28 protein-coding genes are annotated in these 22,875 nt (G+C 71.4%); 18 read left to right on the plus strand and 10 right to left on the minus strand.

All coding sequences use genetic code 11. The annotated features are described in order from the left end of the window. The first annotated feature begins 228 nt into the window (after positions 1 to 228). Genes ABZX11_RS46290 through ABZX11_RS46300 form a run of 3 tightly spaced genes read left to right on the plus strand, consistent with a single transcriptional unit; the run spans position 229 to position 2,767 of the window. Positions 229 to 711 carry a YbaB/EbfC family nucleoid-associated protein gene (locus ABZX11_RS46290; protein WP_354925201.1) on the plus strand — a complete coding sequence of 161 codons (483 nt, stop codon included), beginning with the start codon at positions 229 to 231 and terminating at the stop codon, positions 709 to 711. Further along, a complete protein-coding gene (locus tag ABZX11_RS46295; protein WP_176171182.1) occupies positions 708 to 1,022 on the plus strand; it encodes a hypothetical protein in 315 nt (104 codons plus the stop codon). The genes ABZX11_RS46290 and ABZX11_RS46295 overlap by 4 nt, the downstream gene beginning before the upstream one ends. Continuing rightward, positions 1,022 to 2,767 (plus strand): hypothetical protein, encoded by a 1,746-nt coding sequence (locus ABZX11_RS46300; protein ID WP_354925203.1) that lies wholly within the window; start codon positions 1,022 to 1,024, stop codon positions 2,765 to 2,767. Before ABZX11_RS46295 ends, ABZX11_RS46300 begins: the two co-directional genes overlap by 1 nt. Here the strand turns inward: ABZX11_RS46300 and ABZX11_RS46305 are convergent. Then, positions 2,764 to 3,624, minus strand: coding sequence for an SDR family NAD(P)-dependent oxidoreductase (locus ABZX11_RS46305; protein ID WP_176171183.1), 861 nt, complete (start codon positions 3,622 to 3,624; stop codon positions 2,764 to 2,766). The two genes, ABZX11_RS46300 and ABZX11_RS46305, sit on opposite strands and share 4 nt — an antisense overlap. Before the next feature lie 31 nt (positions 3,625 to 3,655). On the opposite strand from ABZX11_RS46305, the gene ABZX11_RS46310 reads away from it, so the two are divergent. Then, positions 3,656 to 4,279, plus strand: coding sequence for a TetR/AcrR family transcriptional regulator (locus tag ABZX11_RS46310; protein ID WP_176171184.1), 624 nt, complete (start codon positions 3,656 to 3,658; stop codon positions 4,277 to 4,279). Positions 4,280 to 4,344: 65 nt separating this feature from the next. Beyond that, entirely contained in the window at positions 4,345 to 5,175 is an 831-nt protein-coding gene (locus tag ABZX11_RS46315; protein WP_176171185.1) for an alpha/beta hydrolase, read from the plus strand. Here ABZX11_RS46315 and ABZX11_RS46320 read toward each other — a convergent pair. Next, positions 5,162 to 5,533: a DUF742 domain-containing protein gene (locus ABZX11_RS46320; protein ID WP_176171186.1), complete on the minus strand. Its 372-nt coding sequence runs from the start codon at positions 5,531 to 5,533 to the stop codon at positions 5,162 to 5,164. The genes ABZX11_RS46315 and ABZX11_RS46320 overlap by 14 nt on opposite strands. Before the next feature lie 330 nt (positions 5,534 to 5,863). On the opposite strand from ABZX11_RS46320, the gene ABZX11_RS46325 reads away from it, so the two are divergent. Together ABZX11_RS46325 and ABZX11_RS46330 are read left to right on the plus strand one after the other, a co-directional pair. Further along, a complete protein-coding gene (locus tag ABZX11_RS46325) occupies positions 5,864 to 6,292 on the plus strand; it encodes a hypothetical protein (protein WP_176171187.1) in 429 nt (142 codons plus the stop codon). Continuing rightward, positions 6,286 to 6,732, plus strand: a complete 447-nt coding sequence (locus tag ABZX11_RS46330) for a hypothetical protein (protein ID WP_354925206.1) — start codon at positions 6,286 to 6,288, stop codon at positions 6,730 to 6,732. Before ABZX11_RS46325 ends, ABZX11_RS46330 begins: the two co-directional genes overlap by 7 nt. Here the strand turns inward: ABZX11_RS46330 and ABZX11_RS46335 are convergent. Both ABZX11_RS46335 and ABZX11_RS46340 read right to left on the minus strand, forming a co-directional pair. After that, complete coding sequence (locus ABZX11_RS46335) at positions 6,687 to 7,124, minus strand: L,D-transpeptidase (protein ID WP_354925208.1); 438 nt, start codon at positions 7,122 to 7,124, stop codon at positions 6,687 to 6,689. The genes ABZX11_RS46330 and ABZX11_RS46335 overlap by 46 nt on opposite strands. A gap of 96 nt (positions 7,125 to 7,220) precedes the next feature. Next, positions 7,221 to 8,129: a hypothetical protein gene (locus ABZX11_RS46340; protein ID WP_176171189.1), complete on the minus strand. Its 909-nt coding sequence runs from the start codon at positions 8,127 to 8,129 to the stop codon at positions 7,221 to 7,223. Between the two features lie 123 nt (positions 8,130 to 8,252). Here ABZX11_RS46340 and ABZX11_RS46345 point away from each other — a divergent pair, with 123 nt between their 5' ends. Beyond that, complete coding sequence (locus ABZX11_RS46345) at positions 8,253 to 8,558, plus strand: hypothetical protein (RefSeq protein WP_176171190.1); 306 nt, start codon at positions 8,253 to 8,255, stop codon at positions 8,556 to 8,558. A 4-nt stretch (positions 8,559 to 8,562) separates the two neighbouring features. On the opposite strand, the gene ABZX11_RS46350 is transcribed toward ABZX11_RS46345, so the two are convergent. Next, positions 8,563 to 8,997 carry a hypothetical protein gene (locus ABZX11_RS46350; RefSeq protein ID WP_354925211.1) on the minus strand — a complete coding sequence of 145 codons (435 nt, stop codon included), beginning with the start codon at positions 8,995 to 8,997 and terminating at the stop codon, positions 8,563 to 8,565. Between the two features lie 336 nt (positions 8,998 to 9,333). Between ABZX11_RS46350 and ABZX11_RS46355 the strand changes: the two genes are divergently transcribed. Beyond that, positions 9,334 to 10,209, plus strand: coding sequence for a helix-turn-helix transcriptional regulator (locus ABZX11_RS46355; protein WP_176171192.1), 876 nt, complete (start codon positions 9,334 to 9,336; stop codon positions 10,207 to 10,209). A gap of 31 nt (positions 10,210 to 10,240) precedes the next feature. Continuing rightward, the gene (locus ABZX11_RS46360) at positions 10,241 to 10,945 is read left to right on the plus strand and encodes a 2OG-Fe dioxygenase family protein (RefSeq protein WP_176171193.1); all 705 of its coding nucleotides are present in this window, start codon (positions 10,241 to 10,243) and stop codon (positions 10,943 to 10,945) included. A gap of 243 nt (positions 10,946 to 11,188) precedes the next feature. On the opposite strand, the gene ABZX11_RS46365 is transcribed toward ABZX11_RS46360, so the two are convergent. Further along, entirely contained in the window at positions 11,189 to 11,569 is a 381-nt protein-coding gene (locus tag ABZX11_RS46365) for an STAS domain-containing protein (RefSeq protein ID WP_176171194.1), read from the minus strand. A gap of 139 nt (positions 11,570 to 11,708) precedes the next feature. Between ABZX11_RS46365 and msrA the strand changes: the two genes are divergently transcribed. The 5 genes from msrA to ABZX11_RS46390 all read left to right on the plus strand — a co-directional run bounded on the left by msrA (position 11,709) and on the right by ABZX11_RS46390 (position 17,254). Next, a complete protein-coding gene (msrA, locus tag ABZX11_RS46370) occupies positions 11,709 to 12,224 on the plus strand; it encodes a peptide-methionine (S)-S-oxide reductase MsrA (RefSeq protein ID WP_354925214.1) in 516 nt (171 codons plus the stop codon). Positions 12,225 to 12,546: 322 nt separating this feature from the next. Further along, on the plus strand, positions 12,547 to 14,823 hold the full coding sequence (locus tag ABZX11_RS46375; RefSeq protein WP_354925216.1) for a M4 family metallopeptidase: 2,277 nt from the start codon (positions 12,547 to 12,549) through the stop codon (positions 14,821 to 14,823). Between the two features lie 74 nt (positions 14,824 to 14,897). Continuing rightward, positions 14,898 to 15,413 (plus strand): OsmC family protein, encoded by a 516-nt coding sequence (locus tag ABZX11_RS46380; protein ID WP_176171196.1) that lies wholly within the window; start codon positions 14,898 to 14,900, stop codon positions 15,411 to 15,413. A gap of 63 nt (positions 15,414 to 15,476) precedes the next feature. Continuing rightward, positions 15,477 to 16,454 carry an ATP-binding cassette domain-containing protein gene (locus ABZX11_RS46385; protein ID WP_176171197.1) on the plus strand — a complete coding sequence of 326 codons (978 nt, stop codon included), beginning with the start codon at positions 15,477 to 15,479 and terminating at the stop codon, positions 16,452 to 16,454. Further along, complete coding sequence (locus ABZX11_RS46390) at positions 16,451 to 17,254, plus strand: ABC transporter permease (protein WP_176171198.1); 804 nt, start codon at positions 16,451 to 16,453, stop codon at positions 17,252 to 17,254. The genes ABZX11_RS46385 and ABZX11_RS46390 overlap by 4 nt, the downstream gene beginning before the upstream one ends. Before the next feature lie 21 nt (positions 17,255 to 17,275). Here the strand turns inward: ABZX11_RS46390 and ABZX11_RS46395 are convergent, their stop codons facing one another. Continuing rightward, positions 17,276 to 17,692, minus strand: coding sequence for a nitroreductase/quinone reductase family protein (locus ABZX11_RS46395; RefSeq protein WP_176177781.1), 417 nt, complete (start codon positions 17,690 to 17,692; stop codon positions 17,276 to 17,278). Positions 17,693 to 17,694: 2 nt separating this feature from the next. Then, positions 17,695 to 18,240 (minus strand): DUF6069 family protein, encoded by a 546-nt coding sequence (locus tag ABZX11_RS46400; protein WP_176171200.1) that lies wholly within the window; start codon positions 18,238 to 18,240, stop codon positions 17,695 to 17,697. 106 nt (positions 18,241 to 18,346) lie between these two features. On the opposite strand from ABZX11_RS46400, the gene ABZX11_RS46405 reads away from it, so the two are divergent. The 3 genes from ABZX11_RS46405 to ABZX11_RS46415 all read left to right on the plus strand — a co-directional run bounded on the left by ABZX11_RS46405 (position 18,347) and on the right by ABZX11_RS46415 (position 21,627). Continuing rightward, positions 18,347 to 19,312, plus strand: coding sequence for an SDR family NAD(P)-dependent oxidoreductase (locus tag ABZX11_RS46405; protein WP_354925219.1), 966 nt, complete (start codon positions 18,347 to 18,349; stop codon positions 19,310 to 19,312). 37 nt (positions 19,313 to 19,349) lie between these two features. After that, positions 19,350 to 21,095 (plus strand): protein kinase, encoded by a 1,746-nt coding sequence (locus ABZX11_RS46410; protein ID WP_354925221.1) that lies wholly within the window; start codon positions 19,350 to 19,352, stop codon positions 21,093 to 21,095. A 319-nt stretch (positions 21,096 to 21,414) separates the two neighbouring features. Further along, a complete protein-coding gene (locus tag ABZX11_RS46415) occupies positions 21,415 to 21,627 on the plus strand; it encodes a hypothetical protein (protein ID WP_254896832.1) in 213 nt (70 codons plus the stop codon). Positions 21,628 to 21,631: 4 nt separating this feature from the next. Here ABZX11_RS46415 and ABZX11_RS46420 read toward each other — a convergent pair whose 3' ends face one another. Further along, on the minus strand, positions 21,632 to 22,117 hold the full coding sequence (locus ABZX11_RS46420) for a GNAT family N-acetyltransferase (protein WP_254896833.1): 486 nt from the start codon (positions 22,115 to 22,117) through the stop codon (positions 21,632 to 21,634). Beyond that, positions 22,114 to 22,857, minus strand: a complete 744-nt coding sequence (locus ABZX11_RS46425) for a Sir2 family NAD-dependent protein deacetylase (protein ID WP_354925223.1) — start codon at positions 22,855 to 22,857, stop codon at positions 22,114 to 22,116. Before ABZX11_RS46425 ends, ABZX11_RS46420 begins: the two co-directional genes overlap by 4 nt. Positions 22,858 to 22,875 lie beyond the last annotated feature (18 nt).

Raw genomic sequence — 22,875 nt, forward strand, 5'->3', positions numbered from 1 at the left:
CAAGGCATCTTTCCCGCCTTGACCCGGTGCCGCCGGCCGTAGTCACAATCGGGCATCGGGATGAAGGGAAACCGAGAAGCCGCAGGTTCACCGAAGCAGCGCACAAGGGCAAGATCGAGGGAAAGACCAGGCATACCTCCGGCAGAAACCAGATGAATGTCCGGTATACGCTAACCTGGCCGATCATGAACCCCGGCCGCCGCGCCGGCGCTTCGGGAGGTCGATCAAGTGCAACCGAACCTGAGCCCAGGCGAAGACTTCCAGCTCCTCCTGGAGCGGCAGGTCCGGGAGATGCAGTCCAAGGCGGCGGCTCTCAACGAAGCCCTGTCGACGGCCGGAGCGACCGTCCGGACCCGCGACGGCTCGGTCACGGTGACCCTCGCCCCGAACGGCGCCCTCACCAACCTGGAACTGGGCCACCGGGCCTGCGAGCTGGGCCCGGCGAGGCTGACCAAGGCCATCATGGAAGCCGTCCGCGACGCCCAGCGCCAGACGGCCCGCGCGGTCGCGGACTCCTTCGCCACGATCAACGGCGACACCGAGTCGACGGCGATGGTCCGCTCGTTCCTCCCCCCGGACCCGCCACCGGACGACGACTTCGCGGCCCCGGAAAGCCCGGAGCCCACTCCGCCACCGCCCCCGCCGCCGTCGGCGCCCCGGCGGCGGCCCGTGGCCGATGACCGCACCGACGACGAATCGAACCCCTGGTGACCGGCGGCGGTTTCCGGGTCTCCGCCGAGCCGCTGACCACGTTCGGCAAGCACCTGGACGAGCTCCAGAAGAACCTCCAGAGCACCGCGGACCTGGTCGGCGGCATGGTGTGCGACCCCGGGATGTTCGGCATCAACCCGGCGTGCCAGCTGATGGCGGCCGGCGCGAGCACCTGGACCGACAAGGCGCACCACCAGTTCGGGGAGTACGCCAAGACCGTCGGCGAGCTGGCCGACAAGGTCACCGAGGCGGCGAAGCGCTACCAGTCGGGTGAAGAAGACGCCAAGAACTCGATCGTGAGGTTCGGATAGTGGCCGACGACTACCGCAGCAAGGACGTCAGCCTCCACGGTTCGGAACTGTTCAACAGCGACAACGCTTCGGCGGGCGCGGGCTTCTTCGAGGCGGCGATCGGCCTGGACAAGGCCGTCAAGGAGAACGACAAGGTCGCCATCGGCATCGGCTCGGCGGGCATGGCGCTGGAGACCATCGGTCTCGTGCTCGACCCGATCGGCAGCCTGCTGACCGCCGGGATCGGCTGGCTCATCGAGCACATCACGATCCTGCGGTGGCCGCTGGACATCCTGATGGGTGACCCGATCGGCATCGCGGCGGCCAGCGAGGCGCTCACGGCGGAGAAGAAGAAGCTGGAGCAGTGGTCGGCCGACCACCAGCGGGCGCTCGACAAGCTGCTGGAGGAGTGGAGCGGGCAGGCCGCGGACCAGTTCAAGAAGGACATGGACGCGGTCACCGAGCAGCTGGGCTCCCTCGGCAGCTACCTCGACCAGGCCGGCAAGAACATGAAGATCGCCGGCGGCATCGTCGGCGCGTTCCGCGGCATCCTCCGCGACCTGATCGCGATGCTCCTGGCGACGATCATCAAGGGCGCCCTGATCGCGGCGGCGCTCGCCCCGGTGACGTTCGGCGCCTCGATCGCGATCTTCATCGGCACGACGATCGGCACGGTGGCGACGGCACTGGGCAAGATCGGCGCCAAGCTGGCCCAGCTGGCCAAGAAGCTGGGCGACCTGCTGCAGGCGCTGACGAAGATGGGCAAGGCGGGCGACGACCTGGTGGCGGCCAAGCCCCCGGCGAGCAGCCTGACCCCGACGCCCACCCCGAAGCCCACCCCGAAGCCGGACCCCACCCCGGCTCCCAAGCCCGACCCGACGCCGGAACCCAAGCCTTCCTCGGCCGCCCCGGAGCCGAAGCCCGAGCCCAAGCCGGACACGACGCCGGAACCCAAGCCTTCCTCGGCCACTCCGGAGCCGAAGCCCGAGCCCAAGCCGGACACCACCCCCGAGCCCAAGCCCGAACCGAAACCGGAGCCCGCACCCTCGTCCTCCTCGGCCGCTCCGGAACCCAAGCCGGAGCCCAAGCCCGACACCACCCCGGAACCCAAGCCCGAGCCGAAGCCGGACCCCAAGCCCGACACCACACCCTCCTCGGCGGTCCCGGAGCCGAAGCCCGAGCCCAAACCGGACACCACCCCCGAGCCCAAGCCCGAACCGAAACCGGAGCCCAAGCCAGAGCCCGCACCCTCGTCCTCCTCGGCCGCCCCGGAACCCAAGCCGGACCCCAAACCGGACACCACCCCCGAGCCCAAGCCCGAACCGAAACCGGAGCCCAAGCCGGAGCCCGCGCCGTCGTCGGCCGCCCCGGAACCGAAACCCGAGCCGAAGCCCGACACCACCCCCGAGCCCAAGCCGGACACCACCCCGGAGCCGAAGCCGGACACCACTCAGTCCACTCCGGACCCCAAGCCGCACAAGCCGTTCACCGACCAGATGACCGACGTCATCAAGACCAAACTGTCCCAAATGGACGGTGTGACGCCCGAGATCATGCAGAAGTTCGACAAGATCAGCAACTTCTCCGTGCACGAGCTCGGCAAGCTCTTCGGCAAGGAAGGCGCGGAGAAGTTCGAGGCGGCGATCAAGGTCATGACCGACCCGTGGTTCGGCAAGTCGGGCCTGGCCGGCAAGACCGTCGTCGACATGATCAAGGGTGTGCCCGCCAGCATCGGCAACGTCACCGGCGGGGACGACGACTCCTAGCCGAGCGGGTCCAGCCCGGTCAGCGCCACGCTTTCCGTCCACAGCCGGGCCGCGGCCGCGTCGTCGGTCAGGTTCGCCCACCGGCGTTCGAGCCGCGGCCGGCCGCGCAGGCCGAACACGCGCGGGCCCCACAGCTGCCCGCCCTCGACGTCCGGTCCGAGCACCGCGCGCACCGCGGGCCGCGCTCCGGCGTCCTTGCCGTGCAGCACGAACCGGGCCGGCAGCCCGCGCAGCCACGCTCCGGTCGTGCGGGTGTGCACCGGCGGCCGTGACGGCGTCAGCGAGTCGAGCGCGCCGCCGGGGTGGGCGAGCACGCTGAGCATTCCCGAGCCCGCCGCCCGCAGGCGCCGGTCGAGTTCGAGCGCGAACAGCATCTGGGCCAGCTTGGACCGTTCGTAGGCCCGTTTCGGCTGGTAGTCACGCGCACTCTGGAGGTCGGCGAAGTCGAGGTGAGCCGACTTCGCCGCGAAGCTGCCGGTGGTGACGATCCGCGCTTCCGGCGTCAGCACCGGCAGCAGCCGGGCGATCAGCGCGAAGTGGCCGAGGTGGTTGGTCCCGAACATCAGCTCGTGCCCGTCCGGCGTTTCCCGCCGCGGCGGCGCGTCGAGCGCGACACCGGCGTTGCACAGGACCGCGTCCAGCGCGCCCACGTCCGGCTCCGGCGAACCGAGGTCGGCCAGGTCCAGCCGGACGTGCGCCACGTTCGCCCCGGAAACCCGCGAGCGGATCGACGCGGTCGCGGCCTCCGCCTTGGCCGGGTCGCGGCTGCCGATCACCACCTCCGCGCCCGCCGAAGCCAGCTGTTCGGCGGCGAAGTACCCGATCCCCGCGTTGCCCCCGGTCACCAGTACCCGCATCGCCGTCCCCCACCGTGCCAAGCTGTCCGTCGTGGACAACGCTACCGACGAACCGGCGCGACCCGGCTACCGGCGGTCGGCCGGGTCGCCCCGCGGCGAGGCCCGGCGCCGGGAGCTGCTCGCGAAGATCACCGACGACGTCGCCGAGAACGGGCTCGTCGACTTCTCCCTGCGGCGCGCCGCACGGGCGGCCGGGACCACCCACAAGGTGCTGCTCTACCACTTCGAAGGCGCCGAAGACCTGCTGCGCCAGGTGGTTTTCGCGCTGCGCGAGCGCCGGATCGGCAACGCGCTGACGGCGGTGGCCGCGGAGGCGCCGACGCTCACCGGCCGCGTCCGGGCCGCCTGGGTGAGCCTCCGCGACGAGGAGACGCAGCTGCGGCGCGTCCTCGACCAGGCGATGGGCCTGGCGATGTACGACCCGGGCCGGTACGCCGCGCTCGGCCGGGGCGCGTCCCAGCAGTACCTGCCGACACTGGTGTCGTTCTGCCCGCCGCACTGGCCGGAGCGGCGCAAGCTCGAGGTCGCCGAGATGATCCTCGCGACGCTGCGCGGCTTCCTCGTGGACCTGCTCACCAGCCCGGACGGCGGCGGCGCGGAGGCCGGGGTCGCGGCCCTGCTGCGGGCGGTCGAACGGGAGGAAGCCGCCCCCTGATCCTCGACAGTTTGCGAACCACGTGGTTCACTTCTGCTCGAGGGAACTTCTCCGGGGAGGCCGGAATGCAGGTCGAGCTGTCCGCGGGCACCGTCGAGTACACCGATTCGGGCGGGGCGGGGCCCGTCGTCGTCTTCGTCCACGGCTTGCTGATGGACGGCTCGCTGTGGGACGGCCCGGTCGCCGATCTCGGCGGCCTGCGCTGCGTCGTCCCGACGTTGCCGCTCGGCGCGCACCGGCAGCCGGTGCGGGCCGACGCCGACCTGTCACTGCCGGGCGTCGCGCGCCTGCTCACGGAGTTCCTGGAGCGGCTCGACCTGCGGGAAGTCACCCTGGTCGGCGTCGACACCGGCGGCGCGCTGGTGCAGCTGCTCATGGCGGAGGACGCCCCGCGGGTCGCCCGGGTCGTGCTCGCGTCGTGCGACGCGTTCGACAACTTCCCGCCCGGCCTCACCGGCAAGACGCTGTTCCTGACCGGCAAGCTCTCGCCCCGCCTGTTCGGGGTGTTCATGCAGCAGATGCGGCTGCGTGCGGTGCGCCGGCTCCCGATCGCGTTCGGGTGGCTGACCAAGCGCGGCGACGCGGCCACCGCCCGCTGGATCCGGCCGCTGCTGAGCCTGGCCGGCGTCCGCCGTGACACGGTCCGCGTCCTGCGGGCGGCCGCCGCCACACCGGGCGTTCTCCAGGAGGCGGCCGAGCGGCTGCCGGGCTTCGACCGGCCGGCCCTGGTCGTCTGGGCCACCGAGGACCGCGTGATGCCGCTCGAGCACGGCCGGCGGCTGGCCGCCCTGCTGCCCGAGGGAAGTCTCGTCGAGGTGGCCGACAGCTACACGCTGCTGCCGCTCGACCAGCCGGCGGAGTTCGCCCGGCTGGTCCGGGGGTTCACAGCCGGCTGAGGCCGTGCAGGATGCGCTTCATCAGGTCCATGCTCGGCCGGTTGCCGTTGCTGCGCTCCGCGGTGTGCACGGCGACGAGGCCGCGGTCGGCGAGGTCGGAGAGCAGCACGCGCGCCACCCCCAGCGGCAGCCGCCGCCGCGCGGCCACCTCGGCGACCGACTGCGAAGTGCGGCACAGCACGCAGATCTCCGTCTCTTCCGCCGTGCTGTTGCGCGTGATGGCCCGCCCGCGCGCGGTGGTCGAGACCAGTGTCTCGACCGGCAGGTCACGCGTGGGCCGGGTCCGGCCGTGGGTCCGGAAGTACGGACGGACGAGGCCCGCCGCCCCTCCGTCGTCGAGCGCGGTCCCCCAGTGCACAGCCAGCTCCTCACGGCGATTAATCCTTGTCGGCGATTATTCGACACCGTGATCGACTTCCTGGCAATCGACCGAACAGGCTAACGGACGGTAAAGTCCAGGTTAGAGCCGCGCCGTTGGGCGACACCACCCCGGGGGAGGAAGGTCATCCGGCCGGATTATCAGTGATCTGACAACTCGGCCGCGTTTCGCAGGCCCGGGCCACCAGGCGAATCAACCGGCGCAGTCACCCCCTCACGGCGGCGAGCGGGATACTGTCTGCGCCAGGTGACCGGTGATCGACACCCGCGCGGCGGTACCCAATCCCGCTTGATCGACTATCGTTCCCCCATGACGCTGGAACTCACCGGCGGACCCGATTTCGCCGCACAGGCCCCGAAAATTTCGCGCTGGACCCGGCAGTACACCGCGGTCGCGGTCACCTTCGGCTGTCCCGGGCGCACGTTCGAACGAGCGCCGCGGGTGTGGAGCGGACGCGGCCTCGGCCTCCCCGAGGCCGAGTTGGCGGGGTTCGCCGCGCAGCTGCGCCGCGTCATGAAGCACGAGGCCTACTGGATCGCCCGCGATCGCCACACCGGCGAAGCGGCCGTCTGGTCGCCGGGCCGTTACGACGACGAAGACGGTTTCGTGTACTTCACCGGCCCGTGCAGCCACAGCGACCCGTGGCCCGGCTATCGGCCGGCACGCGCGTTCACCATCGCGCTCCCCCGCATCCGCGGCCTGCGCATCCGCGTGGCGGCGTACCTGGCCGCGTGCTGAAAGCAGCAGCCGCCGGCGCCGTCGCCGCCGTGGTGAGCGGGGTCCCGTCGACCGTGCACGCCCTCCTCACCGGCCGTGACGTCCTCGCCGCCACCCGGGCCGCCGGCACCCTGCTGCCCGGCCGACAGCGCCGGCCCGGCGTCGCCGCGGGGCTGCTCGCGCACGTCCTGGTCTCCGCCGCGTGGACCGGCGTTCTCGCCGCGGCGGCCCGCCGCCACCGGCTCGGCCTCCGCGGCGGTGCCGCCGCCGGGCTCGTCATCGCCGTGCTCGACCTCGGGATCGCGGCCCGCGCGTACCCCGCTGTGCGGGACTTGCCGCGCGGGCCGCAGATCCTGGACCACCTGGTGTTCGGCGCCGTCACCGGCGCTCTGCTCGACCGTCCACAGCGGACGGATCAGGGGACGACCTCGACGACGTCACCCGGGTTCAGCGAGGTGTAGAACTTCACCGCGGCCGCGCGCGAAAGGTGCACGCACCCGTGGGACTTCACCTTCAGGCTGCCCTGGTGGAACGCGACTCCGGTGGTGGTGAAGAACACCGAGTACGGCATCGGCCCGTTGTACTGCTTGCTGTAGTGGTCGATGTCCTTGTACTGCACGTGGAACTTCCCCACCGGCGTCGGGTACTTCGGCAGCCCCACGGTGATCGGGACGCCGCCGTAGGTGACGTTCCCGGCGCCGTCGGTCAGCCACGCCGTATTCGAACTGCGCTGGACGCAGGCCTTCGCTTCGGCACTGCACGGCGTCGACGCCGCTTCGGCCGTTCCCGCGAACGCCACGGTCCCCGCCATTGCGGCGACCCCGCCCAGAAGTGCGATCATCCTCCGGTTCATCGTGCGCCTCCCGTTGTCGTTCGGCTACCCGGGGAGAGTGCCCATCCGGGCGATCTTCGAACCGGAGAACCCGGAAAACCCCGCGAGGCGCGGAAATCAGTTCTGCGGCTGCGAAAGCCCCAGGAACTCGGCCTGCTCCCGGTCGTACCGGCGGGTCAGGCCGGTGCCGTACCGGTCCCACCAGTTGTAGGTGTGACCACCCTGCCGGGTGGTCGTGTCGCCGTAGATCTGGCGGTCGTACTCGACGCGGGCGTCGCGGAACTCCTGCTGGAACTGCTCCGGCGTCAGCCCCTGGACGTGCTGGACGGCCGCGTCGCTCAGCGTGCGCGAGCTGCGCACGATGTCCTCGCCCGCCATGTGGTTGAGGATGGCGCGGACACCGCCGGCGCCGCGCATGTGCGCGCCGGACATGATCGCGGCCTGGGTGCCGGGGTCGGTGAAGTTGAGCGCGCCCGCCGTGCGCGCGTTCGCGGTCATCAGGTCGGCGACGACCGCGCGCTCTTCGGCGCTGCCGATGCCGTACTGCTCCCGCGCGGCGATGATCCGGTCGTAGCCGTTGTGCATGTTCTGCCGGAAGCCGTACGCCTCGGGCACGCCGCCCTGCTCGCCCGTCGCGCCTTCGGACCGCATGATCGAGTCCACGACCCGGGGGTCCAGCTGCGGCGGCGCCGCGGCCGCGGCCGCGCCACCACCCTGCCCACCACCGCCGCCGTAGGCCTGGGCGACGTCGGAGTCGGCCGCGCGGTAGCCGTCCGCGGCCTTCTGGACGTTCTGGTTGACGTTGACCAGCAGGCTCAGCAGCTTCTGCAGCGCGCTGCCCAGCGTGGAGTGCAGCGCCGTGTTGGCCGCCGCGACGCCGCTGCCGATGCCGGCGAACGACAACGCGTCCAGCACCAGGCCTTCCAGGTCGCGGGTGGCCGACAGGAAGGACGACCCGACGTCCTCGACCGCCCTGACGACCGCCCCCATCTCCGCCGTTTCGGCGCGGTAGGCCCCGGCACTCATGGTCTGCTCCCTCCGGACACCGGCTGTGCGAGCCCGAGAATTCCCCACCGGGACGGCCCGGCCCACGGCCGAATTACCCACTGGCTGCGGCAGGACTGCCCACACCGGCGCTAAAGTCGGGAGATGAGCACACCGGACGGCGACCAGAACGTGGTCGAGGGCGAGATCGTCGACGAGACCCCCACCGAGGCGCTGGCGATCCCGGCACCGCCGCTGCCGGAGGCGGACTACAGCGAGGGCGGGGTGCCCAGCTTCGACTTCGTCCGCGACAAGATCGAGAACCGGTACACCACGTCCCTCGGCTCGGTCGACGTCGCCGGCCTCGGCACCGAAAACACCGCCGAGGCCCTCGACAAGAAGATCGCCGACCGCGACCAGGCGGCGAAGGACAGGCTGGCCGAGATCCGCCGCTCGATGCGCGGCGAGTGACCCGTCAGGTCCGGCGCGCGGGGTCCGTCCCGCACTCCGGCGCCCCGTTGCCCCGCAGGAAGTGCGCCGCCGCGTAGCCGGTCCGCCCCGCCGTGGTGCCGCGCAGCCACCGGTCGTCCCCGGATGCCGGTGTTCCGTGCGTCCAGCACTCCGCCTCGAACGTGCCGCCCTCCGCGACCCAGCCGACCCGGCGGCACGTCGCGGCCGCGCAGGAGCGGACGTTGAGGCCGTTCTTGCCCGTCCCGGCCACGACGTACGGCGTCGGCGCGGTGCGCGCGAGCAGGTCGCCGCCCCCGCCCGCCGGATTCGCGGGCGAGGTGCCGGAGGAGCCGGACGGTCCCGACGCGAGACCGCCGAGCAGCAGGAAGAGCAGGACGGCCGCAACGGCGGTGGCGGCCAGCACCCGGACGAGCACACCCGGTCTCAGCACGACGAACATGGCGGTTCCTTCCCCTCGGTGCCGTCCGCCGGAGCGGTCCGGTCCCCTCTCGTTCGGTCCTGGTGCTTCCTCACAGTTCTCGGGTCCCGGCCGGGCTCCGGCCTTCTCCTGCAAGTGTCACTCCGGGATGGCTTGCTTTGCAATTCCCACGGAGGAATCCCAGTATGGAACACCCGTTCGGCGCAGCACGCGCTCGACCAGCGAAAATCCGCCGTTCGGCGCGTCCAGGGGGTGGCTTACCCCCTTCAACCGCCGGATGGAGTATGGTCGCGGCGCAATGGGAAACCCACCGACGGAGTCCCATCACAGACGGCCCACGGCGAGAACGAAGGCTCCATGTCCCCCACGCAAGGCCCGATCGTCCCGCGTCGCCGGATCGCGGACACGCTCCGGAGCCTGCGTGACGAGTCCGGCCGCACCCTCGAAGAGGTCGCCGAGGCGCTGCTGATCTCGACGTCGAAGCTGTCCCGGCTCGAGAACGCGCAGGGCAGCCCGCAGGCCAGGGACGTCCGCGACCTGATCCGCTTCTACGGCATCGAGAACACGCAGCTGGCCGAGCGGCTGATGCGCTGGGTGAAGGCGTCCGGGCGGCAGGGCTGGTGGACCGACTACTCCCAGACCACCGCGACCCCCGGCCTCGACGCCCACCTCGCGTACGAGTCCGAAGCGACGGTGGCCCGGATCTACACGATCCCGCTGCTGCCGGTGCTTCTGCAGACCCCCGACTACGCCAGGGCCCAGTATTCGACGCACGAGCCGTGGTGGTCGGCCGAGGAGGTCGACCAGCTCGTCGAGCTGCGCGAGCACCGCAAGCACGTCCTCGCCGAGCGCGAGGACATGGAGCCGCTGCGGCTGGTCGCGGTGACGCACGAATCGGCGCTGCGGCAGTTCGTCGGTTCCCGCGAGATCATGCACGCCCAGCTGGACCACCTGGTCGAGCGGTCGACCGCGCCGAACATCGAACTGCGCGTCTTCCCCTTCGCCCATCCCCCGCTGTTCTCGATGAGCTGCATGTACGCCTACTTCGAGTTCGAGGACGAGCTCGACCGCGACATCGTGCACATCGAAACCCACGCCGGGTTCCGGCACATCGAGACCGCCAAGACGGTCGAGTACTACCGCGGCTACCACGACGCGCTGGTGGCCGCCTCGCTCGAGCCAGACGAAAGCCGCGCCCTCATCCGCGAAATCCAGACCGCGCAGTTCGGCTGATCCCCGCCCTTTTCACGTTGGGACCCCACGCATGGCTTTCGATCTTCCCGTTCCCGAAAACCTCCGGCTGCACCGGAAGCGGCTCGACACCGACGGCTACCTCGTCGTCTCCGACGACGAGCTGGGGCTGCCCGGCGCTCGGCTGCGCGAGCACCTCCTGCGCACGTACTTCACCCCGGACGTCCTCCGCTGCTACCCCGGTGACATCCCCGCCGACCGGGAACGCGCCAGGGACGTCGTGGAGTACGCGTGGCAGGGCGAGACGCCGGTGCTGGCCGAGCACCCCGAGATCGCCATCGAGGACCGCGGCGGCCGCCCGGAGCGGCGCGAGTACGCCCGCACGCCGGTGGCGCACGACCCGCTGTTCGCCGGCTGGATCCGCGCCGCGCTCGGCCTGATCCCGGAGGGCCGCCGCCGGTCGCGGGGGACGTTCGGGGTCAACATCTTCCGGACGTTCACCAACGTCGTGACCCGCCCGCACGCCGACGGCGAGGAGTTCGTCTTCGTCTACGTCGTGGACCGCGAGGGCACCGGCGCCGAGACGACGCTGTTCAACCCCGACGCGCCGGACACCGTGGTCCACACCCAGCGGCTGGAGCCGGGGCAGCTCATCGTGTTCGAGGACGCCCGCTTCCTGCACACGGCCAGCCCGCTGATCGCCCCGGCCGGCGGCCGCGCCCGCCGGGACGCCCTCGTCTGCACCGTGGACTACCCGCAGACCTACGGGCTCGGCTGAGGGCTCGCCGCGTCGCGGCCACGGTCCTCGGGGACGACGGCATCTTGCACCTGGTCCCACCGCCGCAGGAGCCGCGGCCGACGCAACAGACCGCATCCGGGGCAATCTGGTGGCCGTCGGGGGGTGGACAGGCGTACGCGTGCACGAGCGAGGTCATCGCGCTCGCCCTCGCCGAGCCTGCGGCGAACAGCCGCGGGCCGCACTCCCCGGCCAGGCGCACGAGACCCCCACGCGCGAACGCTCTCAGCAGAGCAGCCAGCGCATCTCGGCCGGCTGGTACCGGGCGATCGCGAGCACGCGGTGCGGGAACACCGGGACCCGGCCGGCCAGCCCGGTGAGCCGGACCACCCGTTCGACGTCGCTGCCGGGCGAGACGATCAGGCAGCCCGCGATGCCGCGCGCCCGGCACACCTCGAACACGTTCAGCAGGCCGCGGACCGCGCGGGCCGACAGGAACCCCAGCAGACCGAGGTCGACGACCAGGAACCGGGGAGACGGCAGCTCGCACAGCGCGGTCTCGAGGACCGTCGCCCAGCGCACCACCGTCGTGATCCCCGGCTCACCGCGCATCTCGACGACCAGCACGCCGCCGGAACGTTCCAAGGCGATGTCGTCGTCGCGCATCGCGCCTCCCGGGAGCCGACCCCGTCCCTCACCCATGGTCGCACGCTCGTCAGGCTTCCGTAATACCCGCGTGGAATCATCGGAGGCGCCCGGCAGTTGTAACAGCCGGTAGCACCGCACGAGAAGAAGGAGTGACGCCGTGACCACGTCAACCGAAAGGGCCGTCCTGGCCGGCGGCTGCTTCTGGGGCATGCAGGAGCTGTTCCGCCGTCAGCCCGGGGTGATCTCGACCCGGGTCGGTTACAGCGGCGGCGACGTCCCGAACGCGACCTACCGCAACCACGGCACGCACGCCGAGGCCATCGAGGTGATCTACGACCCCGCGCAGACCACGTTCCGTGACATGCTCGAGTTCTTCTTCCAGGTGCACGACCCGACGACGAAGAACCGCCAGGGCAACGACATCGGCCTGAGCTACCGCTCGGCGATCTTCTTCGAGAACGACGAGCAGAAGCGGGTCGCCGAGGACACGATCGCCGACGTGGACGCGTCCGGGCTGTGGCCGGGCAAGGTCGTCACCGAGGTCAGCCCGGTGGGTGACTTCTGGGAGGCCGAGCCGGAGCACCAGGACTACCTGCAGCGCATCCCGAACGGGTACACGTGCCACTTCGTGCGCCCGGGCTGGAAGCTCCCGAAGCGTGAGAAGACCGCCTGACACCAGCATCCCCGAAGGGCCCCTTCGCCGACCACCGGCGAAGGGGCCCTTCGTCGTCCCGGACGCAGTCAAGATGCGCCGAACGGCGGTGATCCCCTCCAAGTCCTCAATGGACAGACCGCGGACCGGATCCCAATGGTGTCGAATGTCCTTTTTGGGATGTATTGCTACTTTCCGATAAGACCGTACGTTCGTCGCTTGTTCACAGCTCTTTTACCCCGGATGCTGATTTCCGCTAAGCCGCACCATTTTTCCCCGTCGTCCCCGTTCTCGGCCCGGCTCGACCCCGGGCCGGTTCGCCCTGCCCGGAGGAGATCCTTCGATGCACCTGAGACGTCCATTCGTCTTGGCCGCGAGCGGCGCCCTCATCGCCGCGATGTGCACGACCACCACCGCCTCGGCCCAGCCCGTCACCCCGAACGCCCTCCCGGACGCCCAGACACTGGCCGTCTCGGCGGCCGCCGGTCTCGTCGCGAGCCGGCCCGCCGCCCTGCACGCCAGCGCGGACGATGTTTTCCAGGCCCAGCAGGCGATTTCCTCGACCAACGGGCTGAAGTACATCCCCTACGAGCGCAGCTACAAGGGCCTGCCCGTGGTGGGCGGCGACTTCGTGGTGGCGACCGACTCGACGGGCCAGGTGCTCGGCACCTCCGTCGCGCAGGACCAGACGATCAACCTCGCCTCCACCACGGCGAAGGTCTCGAAGGCGGCGGCGGAGACGACCGCGCGGCAGCAGCTCACCACGGTGGACAGCGTCAGCCCCGCGCAGCAGGTCGTCTATGCGCTCGGCACGCCGACGCTGGCCTGGAAGAGCACCGTCGTCGGCCGGGACGCCGAGGGCCCGAGCCGGCTCGACGTCATCGTCGACGCCGCCACCGGCAAGGTGCTCAAGACCCAGGAGCACGTCCTCAACGGTGACGGCACCAGCGCGTGGAACGGCCCGAACCCGGTGCACCTCGACACCACGCACTCGGGCAGCACGTACTCGCTGAAGGACCCGACGATCACCAACACGTCCTGCCAGGACGCGGCGAACAACACCACGTTCTCCGGCCCGGACGACCTCTGGGGCAACGGCACCGCCAGCAACCGCGAAACCGGTTGCGTCGACGCGCTGTTCGCCGCCCAGACCGAGAACAAGATGCTCTCGCAGTGGCTGGGCCGCAACAGCTTCGACGGCAACGGCGGCGGCTGGCCGATCCGCGTCGGCCTGAACGACCAGAACGCCTACTACGACGGCACCCAGGTCCAGATCGGCAAGAACACCGCCGGCGGCTGGATCGGCTCGATCGACGTCGTCGCGCACGAGCACGGCCACGGCATCGACGACCACACCCCGGGCGGCATCTCGGGTGCGGGCACCCAGGAGTTTGTCGCGGACGTCTTCGGCGCCTCCACCGAGTGGTTCGCGAACGAGCCGTCGCCCTACGACGTGCCGGACTTCCTCGTCGGCGAGCAGGTCAACCTGGTCGGCTCCGGCCCGATCCGCAACATGTACAACCCCTCGGCGCTCGGCGACAAGAACTGCTACGACAGCAGCGTTCCCAACGGTGAGGTGCACGCGGCCGCCGGTCCCGGCAACCACTGGTTCTACCTGCTGGCCGAAGGCACCAACCCGACCAACGGGCAGCCGACCAGCACCACGTGCAACAGCTCCACGGTCACCGGGCTCGGCGTGCAGACCGCGCTGAAGATCTTCTACAACGCGATGCTGCTCAAGACCTCCAGCAGCTCGTACCTGAAGTACCGCACCTGGACGCTGACCGCGGCGAAGAACCTGTTCCCGGGCAGCTGCACCGAGTTCAACACCGTCAAGGCGGCGTGGGACGCGATCAGCGTGCCGGCGCAGTCGGCCGACCCGACCTGCTCGGCGACCGGCACCGTCACCGTGTCCAACCCGGGCAACCAGTCGACCACGACCGGCGCTTCGGTGAACCTGCCGCTGTCGGCCTCCGGTGGCACCGCGCCATACACCTGGTCGGCCACCGGCCTCCCGGCCGGCCTGTCCATCAACGCCTCCACCGGCACGATCTCGGGCACCGCGAGCACCGCGGGCACCTCGAACGTCACGGTGACGGCGAAGGACGCGGCCAACAAGACCGGCACGGCGTCGTTCACGTGGACCGTCGGCACCACCGGCGGCTGCTCCGGCCAGAAGATCGTCAACGGCGGCTTCGAGTCGGGCAGCGGCAGCTGGACCGGCACCACCGGCGCCATCGGCCAGTGGGGCTCGTCGGGTGAAGCCGCGCACGGCGGCACCTACTCGGCCTGGCTCGACGGCTACGGCTCGACGCACACCGAGTCGGTCGCCCAGTCGGTGAGCATCCCGGCCGGCTGCCACGCCAGCCTGACGTTCTACCTGCACATCGACACCGCGGAAACGACCACCACCACCGCCTACGACAAGCTGACCGTCACCAACGGCAGCGCGACGCTGGGCAGCTACTCCAACCTGAACAAGGCCTCCGGGTACACCCTCCGGACGATCGACGTCTCGTCGGCCGCCGGCAGCACCCTGGCGCTGAAGTTCACCGGCACCGAAGACAGCTCGCTGCAGACCTCGTTCGTCATCGACGACGTGGCCGTGACCCTGAGCTGAAGCTGACGCAGTAAAGCGGGGAGGCCGGGAAACCGGTCTCCCCGCTTCTGCGTTTTCCGGAGCAGAATCGGCGCATGGACACCGAAGAGCTGCGCGCGACCCAGGCACCGCTGAAGGACAAGTACCGCGAGGACCCGCAGAGCGCGCTCGTCACCCTGCACGCCGGCGCCGAGCTGGACGGCCTCGGCATCTCCTGCAAGGTCGAGACCGGCCGCGCGGTCGTCGAAGCCGGCCTGCACCCGGCGACCGGCGGCGACGGCACCCTCGCCTGTTCGGGCGACATGCTGCTCGAAGCGCTCGTCGCCTGCGCGGGCGTGACGCTGCGGGCCGTGGCGACGTCGCTGGGCCTCGAGGTCCGCGGCGGGCGCGTGCGGGCCGAAGGCGACCTCGACTTCCGCGGCACGCTCGCCGTCGCGAAGGACGCACCGGTGGGCTTCCGCGCCATCCGGCTGTCGTTCGACCTCGACACCGACGCCTCGGAAGAGCAGCTGGCCACGCTGAAGAAGCTGACCGAGCGCTACTGCGTCGTGTTCCAGTCGCTGCGGACGCCGCCGGAGTTCGCCGTCACGCTGTCGGCGAACCAGGGATAAACCCGGAGGACAACCCGGACGGAGTGGCCTAGCTTGTCGGGGTCACCTGAAGGGGGAGCCGCCATGCCACCACCTGAACCGGAGCCGGCCGTCCGGGTCCGCGGGCTCGTGAAGACCTACGGTTCGACGCGCGCGCTCGACGGCGTCGACCTCGACATCCCGGCCGGGCAGGTGCTCGGCCTGCTCGGCCCGAACGGCGCCGGGAAGACCACCACCGTGCGCATCCTGACCACGCTGCTGCGCCCGGACTCCGGTGAGGCTTCGGTGGCGGGCCACGACGTGCTGGCGGAGCCGGACGAGGTCCGGCAGCGGATCGGGCTGTCCGGCCAGTACGCCGCCGTCGACGAGAACCTGACCGGGTTCGAGAACCTGTACATGGTCGGGCGGCTCTACGGCCGGAAGAAGGCCGCGGCCCGCTCGCGCGCCCGGGAGCTGCTGACGCGCTTCCGGCTCGAAGAGGCCGCCGACCGGCCGGCGAAGGGCTACTCCGGTGGCATGCGCCGCCGGCTCGACCTGGCCGGCGCGCTGGTCGCCGAGCCGGCCGTGGTCGTGCTGGACGAGCCGACCACCGGCCTCGACCCGGGTGGGCGCCTCGACACGTGGGCGGTCATCAAGGAGCTCGTGGCCGACGGCACCACCGTGCTGCTGACCACCCAGTACCTCGAAGAAGCCGACCAGCTCGCCGATTCGATCGTGGTGATCGACCACGGCCGGGTGATCGCCCGCGGCACGTCGGACGAGCTGAAGGGCCAGATCGGCGGCGAGCGCCTGGAGCTGGTCGTCGCGTCGGCCGCGGACCTGCCGGTCACCCTCGAAGTGCTGCGCGAGGTGGGCACCGGCGAGCCGTCGGGCGACGAGCACACGCGGCGCGCCGAGATCCTGGTCGACACCGGGCCGAAGGCGCTGATCGAGGCCCTGCGGCGGCTCGATTCCCACGGCGTCACGGTCCAGGACGTCGGCCTGCACCGGCCGACCCTCGACGACGTCTTCCTGTCCCTCACCGGCCACGGCGCCTCGGCGGTCCAGGAGGCTGCGAAGTGAACACGCTCGCAAAGAGCATCTCCGACGGCGGCATCGTCACCTGGCGCAACCTGATGAACGTCCGCCGCAACCCGGACTGGCTGATGGCGGCAACCCTGCAGCCGATCATGTTCGTCCTGCTGTTCGCGTACGTGTTCGGCAACGCGATCGGCGGCGAAGCGGGCGGCGCGGCGTACCGCGAGTTCCTGATCGCCGGCATCTTCGCCCAGACGGTGGCGTTCAACTCGGCGTTCACGGTGATCGGCTTCGCCAACGACCTGCAGAAGGGCATCATCGACCGGTTCCGTTCGCTGCCGATGTCCCGCGTCGCGGTGGTCTTCGGCCGCACGACGTCGGACCTGGTGGTCAGCGTGGTGGCGCTGGTCGTGATGTCGCTGTGCGGCCTGCTGGTGGGCTGGCGCATCCGCGGCAGCTTCTGGGACGCGCTGCTGGGTTACCTGGTGATGCTGCTGTTCGCGTGGGCCCTGTCCTGGGTGGGCGCGCTGATCGGCCTGGCGGCGCGCAGCGTGGAGGTGGCGCAGAGCGCGGGGCTGATCTGGATGTTCCCGCTGAGCTTCATCTCGTCGGCATTCGTCCCGACGGGAACGTTGCCCCCGTTCCTCAAGGCAATAGCGGACTGGAACCCGTTCACGGCGGTGATCAACGCAACCCGCGACTTGTTCGGCAACCGCTTCGGTCCGGCCCAGACGGGCTGGCCGGCAGAACACGCGGCGCTGTACGCAATCTTGAGCTGCGTGGCGATCATCGCGATCTTCGCCCCACTGGCCACGGCCCGGTACCGCCGGGTGGCGAGCAAGTAGGACAGTCCGAAGAGGACTTTCTCAGTCCTCTTCGGACAGCTCCACGATCGGAATGACCCGCTTCGCCTGCCGCGCCTTCGCCTGGTGGTCGGCCAGGAACGGATACTCCTCCTCCAGCTCCGTCCACGTCCGTACGTAGTCGGCGCCGAGCAGCGGCAGCGCCTCGGCGTCGAACTCCCGCCCGTCCGCCTCGACGTGCACCCGCGGGTCCGCCGTCAGGTTCAGGTACCAGTCCGGGTGCTGCGGCGCGCCGATGTTGGACGCCACCACCAGCCACCGGGAGCCGTCGCGGTGGACCATCATCGGGACCGTTCGGGGCTCTCCCGAAGTCCGGCCCGTCGTCGTGAGCAGGACGAGCCGGTCCCGGTGCATGCCGTCCACCTCGCCGCCCGCCCGGAACTGCTCGATCACCCTGCGGTTCGTCTCCTGGACGTCCATGGTCACCGGTCGTAGTAGCGGGTCGGCGGGTCCTGCTGGGTCCACTGCTGCCGGGTCGGCGGCGGCGGGGTCGCGCTCTGCTGGCTGCGCCTGCGGTGCAGGGTCCGGGCGCTGGCCGCCATGCTGTTCACCACCGCGGCGATCACCAGGCCGATCACCAGGTTGATCACCGCCGTGGCGATCTTCGCGCTCGGCGCCACCGTGAGGGTCAGCGGCAGCACCACGGCGATCAGCGTCACCAGCACCATGATCCAGCCGAAGAACTGCGACGGCGCCGGCGTCGCCACGCTCAGCAGGTGCATCAGCCCGGTGGCGAGCAGGGCCACCGCGGCGGCGACCAGTGCGTACGTCGTGGTGCTCGCGTTGCCCCAGACGCCCTCCCCTTTTGGGGCGAGGACTTCGACCTCGAAGATCCCCCGCGCGATCAGCAACCCGACGACCGCGAGCAGGGCCGCGACGACCGCCGTCGCCACGCCGCCCGCCCACAGGCGGCGCGCGTCGATCCCCGGGCGCACGTCCTGGGGCTGGTTCCCGTAGTACTCGGACATCACGGCCTTCCCTCGCCTCGGCAGTGCCTCCGCTCCCGATTGTCCCCCGATTCGGCCCGGACCGCGATTTGCGCTGGAGTGCGCTCCAGCTCTTAACGTCGGTGCCATGACCACCGCACAGCACAAGATCGGTTCGGGCTTCGGCGCCACCACCACGGCCGCCGAAGCCGTCGCAGGCGTCGACCTCACCGGGAAGCTCGCCGTCGTGACCGGCGGGTACTCCGGGATCGGCCTCGAAACCACCCGCGCGCTGGCCGGCGCCGGCGCCCACGTCGTCGTCCCGGCCCGCCGTCGCGAGACCGCCGAGGAAGCGCTCGCCGGGTTGGCGGACGTCGAGGTCGACGAGCTCGACCTGGGTGACCTCGAGAGCGTCCGCGCGTTCGCCGGGCGCTTCCTGGCGTCCGGACGGCGGATCGACCTGCTCATCGCCAACGCCGGCATCATGGCCTGCCCCGAGACCCGCGTCGGGCCGGGCTGGGAGGCCCAGTTCGCCACCAACCACCTCGGCCACTTCGCGCTGGTCAACCGGCTGTGGCCGGCGGTCGCCGAGGGTGCGCGGGTGGTTTCGCTGTCCTCGCGCGGCCACCACTACTCGCCGATCCGCTGGGACGACGTCCAGTTCGAGACCGGCTACGAGAAGTGGCAGGCGTACGGGCAGGCCAAGACGGCGAACGTGCTCTTCGCCGTGCAGCTCGACCGGCTGGGCGCGGAGAAGGGCGTCCACGCGTTCGCGCTGCACCCGGGCGGCATCATGACGCCGCTGCAGCGGCACCTGCCGCGCGAGGAGATGATCGAACGCGGCTGGATCGACGAGGAAGGCAACTTCCTGATGCAGTTCAAGACGCCGGAGCAGGGCGCCGCGACGACGGTCTGGGCCGCGACCTCGCCGCAGCTGGCCGGCCTCGGCGGGCTGTACCTGGAGGACTGCGATGTCGCCGAGCTCGCGCCGGAGGGCGCCGAGGGTCTCGCCGCGTCCGGGGTCCGGCGGTACGCCGTCGACCGGGCGGAGGCCGAGCGCCTGTGGACGCTGTCGGCGCAGCTCACCGGCGTGGACGCGTTCGCAGGGGCCTGAGCGTCACGTCGGCGGGCCCTCGGACGATACCTTTTCCGTGATCTTCCGACGTTTGCCGACCGCGGGCCCGGGGTACCTGGCGCCCGTGGCCGACGAAGCCGGGAGAACGGGGCGCTCGCCGACTGAGGACGAGGCAGAGGTCACCCATGGCCGCTACGCGCTGGGGGAGTTCGCCATCACCCCGCGCGGCGCCCTCGACGACGAGCGGCCGCCGGACCTGCTGGGCGGCCGCTACGAGGTCGGCAGGCTGATCGGCAGCGGCGGGACCGCCCGCGTGTACCGCGCCTACGACGTCCGGCTGGGCCGCGAGGTCGCCGTCAAGATCTACGACCGCGATGCGGTGGCGCTCGACCAGCGGCGCCGGCTGCGCGAGATGACGATTCAGGGCAGCATCAGCCACCCGGGCGTGGTGGCGCTGCTGGACAGCGGCACCGAGCACGGCCGGACGTACCTGGTGATGCAGCTGGTCGAGGGCGAGAACCTCGCCGAGCGCCTGCTGGGCGGCCCGATGCCCGCGGCGGAGGTGACGGCGCTGGCCGACGGGCTGGCCGAGGCGCTGGCGCACGTCCACGCGCGGCGCATCGTGCACCGTGACCTGAAGCCGGCCAACGTGTTCCTGTCCACCGACGGCCCGTTGATCGGCGACTTCGGCATCGCCCACGCGCTGGACGCCACGCACATCACCGGCACCGGCCTGATCCCGGGCACGGCGGCGTACCTGGCGCCGGAGCAGGTGTCGGGCGAGCCGGCGGGCCCGCCGGCGGACGTGTACGCGCTGGGGTTGATCCTGCTGGAGTGCTTGACGGGCCGGCGGGAGTACCCGGGCACCATGGTCGAGGCGGCCATGGCCCGGCTGACGAGACCACCCCGGATCCCGGAGGACGCACCGGCGGCGCTGGCCTACACGTTGCGGCGGATGACGGCCCGCGAGCCGGCCGACCGCCCGACGGCGGCGAAGGTGCTGGACATGCTGCACGCGCCCCCGCCGACGCTGCCGTGGAGCCGCACGCACCGCAGCCCGCGCCGGCGCCGCCGCCCGGCAGCGGCGGCCGGGCTGCCGGGCGCTGCGGGGGCTGCTTCGGCGGCGGACTCGGTGCACGACGACGCGACGGCGGTCTTCAGCCCGGCTCGCGGCGAGCTGGGCGTGGCCGGAGCACTCGCTGCCGGCGGCGAGACAGCCGGCGACCCCGGCCCGGCGCGAAGCGAGTGGAGCGCTGCCGGAGCACTCGCCGCGGATGGTGAGAGTGCCGGCTACCCCGGCCCGGCGCGAGGCGAGTGGGCCGCCGCCGGAGCGGGGAGCCCGCGCACGACCCGACGCGAGCCGGGCGCTGCAGGAGCCGGCCGTGAGGTGAACTCCGCCGCTCCCCCGGCGCACCCTCCCGCTTATCCCCAGGACGAGCGGCCCAGGCGCCGTCGGCTGGCGGTGGTGGCCGGGCTGGCCGCGGCCGCCGTTGCCGTCGTGGCGGCCGTCATGCTGGCCGACCAGGGCACCGGGACCGTCTCCCCCGCCCAGCCGCCGGCCGGGCACTCGCCGGCCGCGACCTCCCCGTCCACCCCGCCGGCCGAGTCCGGGACCTCCGCCCCGCGCCCCGAGGCGAGCAGCCCCAGCGGCCCCGGCGGTTCCGCCGCGCAGCCGGGCACCAGCGAAGCGGCCCCGGTCGAGCCCGCCGCCGACACCCGCGAGACCCCGTCCGCGACCGGTCAGCCGTCGAACAAGGGCACGCCCCCGAAGACCGATCCGCCCGGCAAGACCCGCGGCAAGGGTCCCGGTCACGACTCCTGAGCGGGACCTCCGGCGCCCGGATCCGGGTCCAACGGCCCTAGTGTGAAAACGGCGCGGAATCGCCGTCAATTCGTTTTGGCGAATTGGGACTCGAACCAATAACGACAGGTAACCGGAGCCGCGTCCCCGCCGACTCTTTCCACGGTGCCACCGCCGGGAATCCCCTCCCGGCCGGTTCGACGAACATTCCCCGGAGGTCTGGATGAGTGTCCACGCTGCCCTCGCGCGGCCGGTTTTCCGCACACCGAGCGGTCGGCACGCCAAGCCACGTCCCGCGTGGCCGCGGGTCGCCGGCCGGGCAGTCTTCCTGGTCACCGCAATGATCTTCGCGGCCGCCGTCCTCGGCTTCGGGTGGCCGTGGACGCTGCTGGTGGTGCCCGTCGCGGTATTCGGGACCTTCGCCGCGAGCGTGGTGAAACTGCGGGCCGCGAGCCGGAAGATCGATTCCATCTTCGCCGAAGAACTGTCGGAAAGCGCTGCGGCCGATCAAGAGGGAGAGGAAACGCCGGAGCGCGGAGACGCGGCCGCCTGACGGCTCACCGCAGGTCGAGCCACATGATCCGCAATCCCACCGCCCCGGCGTCCGGATGCCGGAACGCGCCGGGCGCCGTCCCGAGCGTCACGAACCCCAAGCTCTCGTAGAGCCGGACCGCGGCCGTGTTCACGTCGACGACCGCGTTGAACTGGATCGCCGCGAAGCCGCTGCGCCGGGCCCACTCGATCAGGTCGATCGTCAGGGCCCGCCCCACCCCCGCGCCGCGCGCCTCCCTCGCCACCATCAAGCTGCCGGAAGCGACGTGGCTGCCGGGCCCCGGCCGGTTGGCGTACATGTTCGCCGTGCCCGTCACGCGGTCGCCGTCGAGTGCGACGACCACCCGGGCGGGTGGCGCGAGCAGCCACATCCGGCGCGCGTCCTGCTCGCTCATCGCCGGGTCGTAGGGGAACGTCCGCTGCTCGGTGACGACGTCGTGGATGATCGGCCAGATCGACGCCCAGTCGCCGCCACGGGCTTCGCGGATCACCGGCTCACCGCGGCGCAGAGTTCCGGCACGACGGCCTCGATGTCGTCCCGCAGCACGAAGTCGGCGTCGTCGTCGTACGGCGTCGGATCGCGGTTGACGACGACCAGCGTCGCTCCGGCCCGCACGGCCACCGTGCACAGCGACGCCGCCGGTTCCACCTGCAGCGAACTGCCGATGGCCAGGAAGACCCCGCTCGCCGCGGCGATGTTCCTCGCCTTGCTGATGACTTCGGCGTCGAGCAACTGTCCGAAGAGGACGACGTCGAGCTTGAGGATCCCGCCGCAGCGCGGGCACGCCGGATCGGCCTGGCCGGCCGCGAGGATCTCCGTGGTCGGGAACCCGGCCGCGCACCCGGTGCACCGCGTGGTGTGCATGCTGCCGTGCAGTTCGAGGACCTTGCGCGCGGCGAGCCCGGCCCGCTGGTGCAGGCCGTCGACGTTCTGGGTGAGCACCCGCACGGCGACACCGGCGCCGTCGAGCTCCGCCAGTGCGCGGTGGGCCGTGTTCGGTTCGGCGCGCCAAGCGGCGTGTCCCTCGTAGGCGCGCCAGAACTGCCGACGCACCTCGGCGTCGGCCATGAAGTTTTCGAGCGTGAAGGCGTTCACGGCACTCGGCGTGCGCGTCCAGACGCCGTCAGGCCCGCGGTAGTCGGGGATGCCGGACGCGGTGGAGATGCCCGCGCCGGTCAGCGCGGCGATCCGCCGGGCGCCGCGGATCCGGTCGATGAGCTTGCCGTCCATGGTGGCGAAGGCTAACGG

Origin of the sequence: Amycolatopsis sp. NPDC004169 (genome assembly GCF_040610315.1) — a bacterium.
Taxonomy (GTDB): Bacteria; Actinomycetota; Actinomycetes; order Mycobacteriales; family Pseudonocardiaceae; genus Amycolatopsis.